The organism is Dietzia sp. DQ12-76, from assembly GCF_014145045.1.
Classification (GTDB): Bacteria; Actinomycetota; Actinomycetes; order Mycobacteriales; family Mycobacteriaceae; genus Dietzia.
In genome coordinates this window covers 10,462-13,281 of the sequence record NZ_JAALDV010000508.1, presented here as the reverse complement: position 1 = coordinate 13,281, position 2,820 = coordinate 10,462, and the positions used below count along the sequence as shown (strand labels likewise).

2 protein-coding genes and 1 pseudogene are annotated in these 2,820 nt (G+C 71.2%); all 3 read right to left on the bottom strand.

All coding sequences use genetic code 11. The features are described 5' to 3' along the window. On the bottom strand, positions 1 to 1,278 hold a 1,278-nt coding region (locus G6019_RS15750; RefSeq protein WP_231750277.1), incomplete at its 3' end, for an MFS transporter. Continuing rightward, on the bottom strand, positions 1,275 to 2,609 hold the full coding sequence (locus G6019_RS15745; protein ID WP_182613389.1) for a M20/M25/M40 family metallo-hydrolase: 1,335 nt from the start codon (positions 2,607 to 2,609) through the stop codon (positions 1,275 to 1,277). The genes G6019_RS15750 and G6019_RS15745, both read right to left, overlap by 4 nt. After that, positions 2,606 to 2,820 (bottom strand): annotated as a pseudogene (locus G6019_RS17130) (amino acid deaminase/aldolase); the annotation flags it as partial. The pseudogene G6019_RS17130 and the gene G6019_RS15745, both read right to left, overlap by 4 nt.

The following is a 2,820-nucleotide window of genomic DNA, read 5'->3' as shown; positions in this document are numbered from 1 at the left end:
CGGCGTCGACGACCCCGTCCGCGACACCGCGGCGCTGGTCACTCCCCCGTCGCCGTCCCGGCCGAGGCGCTCATGCGTCTCTCTGGCGAACACCCACGGCACCACCGCGGCGAGGAGCAGCGCCCCGGAGAGCACGAATCCGGCGGTGTAGCCGAACCCGTCCACGACGAGGCCCACCAGCACCGGACCGAGGATCGCTCCGGAATCACTCGCCATCTGGAAGGTCGCGAGCACCTTACCCCCTGCGCGATCCGCACCGATCACGTCCGCGACGGAGGCCTGCTGCGCGGGATTGAGCACCCCCGCGCCCATTCCCGCCACCACCGAGGCGGCCACGAGGAGGGGAACCGTATCGCACCAGCCCAGCGCCAGCGTTGACACCCCGGAGACCACCAGTCCACCGATCACCAGTGGTCGTCGTCCGTACCTGTCCGACAACCACCCCGCCACCGAGACGACGGCCGCGGTGCCCACGGCGAAGGAGGCCAGCGCGGTGCCGGCGACACCGGCGCCGGCGTCGAAGTTCGCGGCGGCGAAGAGTGGGACGATCGCCACGCGCACGCCGAAGGAACTCCACCCGTTGGCGAAGCTGGACACGAGCGCGGCGCGGTATCCGCTGTCGCGTAGAGCCTCCCTCACCGGGAGCGCCTCCTGCTCGGGCATCCCGTCGTCCGCCGAGGGCCGGCGCCCTCCTCGCAGGAACACCGCCACCACCCCGGTCGCGACGAGCAGGGTGACGGAGTAGACGAAGAACGGCACCCGCATGCCGAACCCGGCGAGCAACCCGCCGAGAACCGGCCCGCCGATGTTGCCGATCAGGAACGCGGTGGCGTACAGACCGGCGATACGTCCCCTGGCGCCGGGGGGTGAGAGGCGGGTGAGCAGCGCCATGGCCGAGATGGTGAACATCGTCGACCCGAGCCCCCCGAGCCCCCGGAACACCAGCAACTGCCAGTAGGACTGGGCCATACCGGTGGCCAGAGTCGACACGACGACGATGAGCAGGCCCGACATGTAGACCCAGCGTTCGCCCAGGCGGTCCACGAGGAACCCGCCGGCGGGGGCGAACACCAGACGGAAGAAGGCGAAGGCGCTCACGACCACCGACGCGGCGGTCACCGAGACGTCGAAGCTCCGCGCGTATTGCGGGAGCACGGGGGCGACGAGACCGTAGCCGACCGCCACGGCGAACGCGGCGGCGACCAGCACCCACACATCCGCGGGTAACGGGGTCCGCGGTTGCGCGGTCCGACGCCTACCGGAGAACGGGCCTCTCACGCCGACCGGAGCACCCGGGCGAGGACGTCCGCGCCGAAGTGCAGGGCGTCGACGGGGACCCTCTCGTCGACGGCGTGGAAATGGCCGAAGACGTCGAACTCGTCCGGGACCCTCAGCGGGACGAAACCGTACCCGTGGATCCCCAGAGGAGCGAGGTGCTTGTTGTCCGTGCTGGCCGGCAGGAGGTACGGGACGACAAGGGCTCCGGGGTCGGACGCCAGGACCGCCTCACGGATGACGGAGACCAACGGATCGTCCGCGGGCGCGGCGATCGGCGGTTGCCAGATCCAGTCGACCGCGACGTCGGGCCCGAGCTCGGCCTCGATCTCAGCGCGGAAGGTCTCCTCTCCCCCGGGCAGTACGCGACAGTCGATCTCAGCGAACGCCTCGGAGGGGATGACGTTGGTCTTGTACCCGGCGGACAGGATGGTCGGCGACGCGGTGTGCGAGAGCGACGCCTCCACCAACGGGCCGAAATGCCCGAGCACGCCGAGGTGCGCGGGCAGGTCCGCGACGTCGCCACTCGTCCCGGCGAGCTCACCGACCGCGGAGGCGAGGGCGGTGTTGGCCTCCGTGGGTGCGACGGGGAAGTGGCGGCTCGCGACCCGGTGTACGGCACCGGCGATCGCGGCGACGGCGTTGTCGGGGGTCGGACGGGACGCGTGGGCGGCGGCGCCCTTCGCGCTCACCCGAGCCCAGGCGACGCCCTTCTCGGCGACCGCGATCGGGTAGAGCCGGCGTCCGGACACCGGGACGGACCACCCGCCGACCTCGCTGAGCGCGTGGGTCATTCCGTCGAAGATCTCGGGGCGTTCGCGTACCACCCACTGTGCCCCCATCGTCCCCGCGGCCTCTTCGTCGGCGAAGAAGGCGAGTAACAGGGGTCTGCGCGGCACGATCCCCTCCCGGCGGTAGTGACGCACGACGGCCAGGATCATGCCGATCATGTTCTTCATGTCGACGGTTCCCCGGCCGTAGAGCCAGCCGTCACGGATCTCCCCCGCGAACGGCGGGACCGACCAGTCCTCGGCGACGGCGGGCACGACGTCGACGTGGCCGTGCACCACGAGGCCTCCGGCGGCGGCATCGGACCCGTCCACCCGGGCGAACAGACTGCCGCGGCCGGGCACGGACTCCACCAGTTCACTCGGGATGCCCACCTCGTCCAGGTACTCGGCGATCCGTCGGCACACGCGGGTCTCGCCGTCACCGATCGAGGCGGGGTCGCCGGTGTTGGTCGAGTCGATGGAGACGAGGTCGGCGGTGATCGAGACGGCCTCGGAGTGCAGGAGGGCCCGCATCTCGTCGGTCATCGGCATGGTGTCCGTCATCCGAAGCACTTCCCTTCCCCACGGTAGGTGGGCCAGCGGTCCACCACCGCGGACCCCTGTGCAGTGTCGTCCACCACGTGGAGCGTGTCGAACCGCTCGCAAACCTCGCCTGCCTTCGCGTGACGCCACCAGGCGCGGTCCCCGATCGCCACGTCCCCCCGAACCGGGGTCTGCACCTCGCCGGCGCCCTCCCTGCCGAGGTAGCGCAACC

What these genes read in the sequence shown, in the direction of transcription:
- G6019_RS15745 (WP_182613389.1), bottom strand. Translation starts at nt 2,609, where the DNA reads ATGACGGACACCATGCCGATGACCGACGAGATGCGGGCCCTCCTGCAC.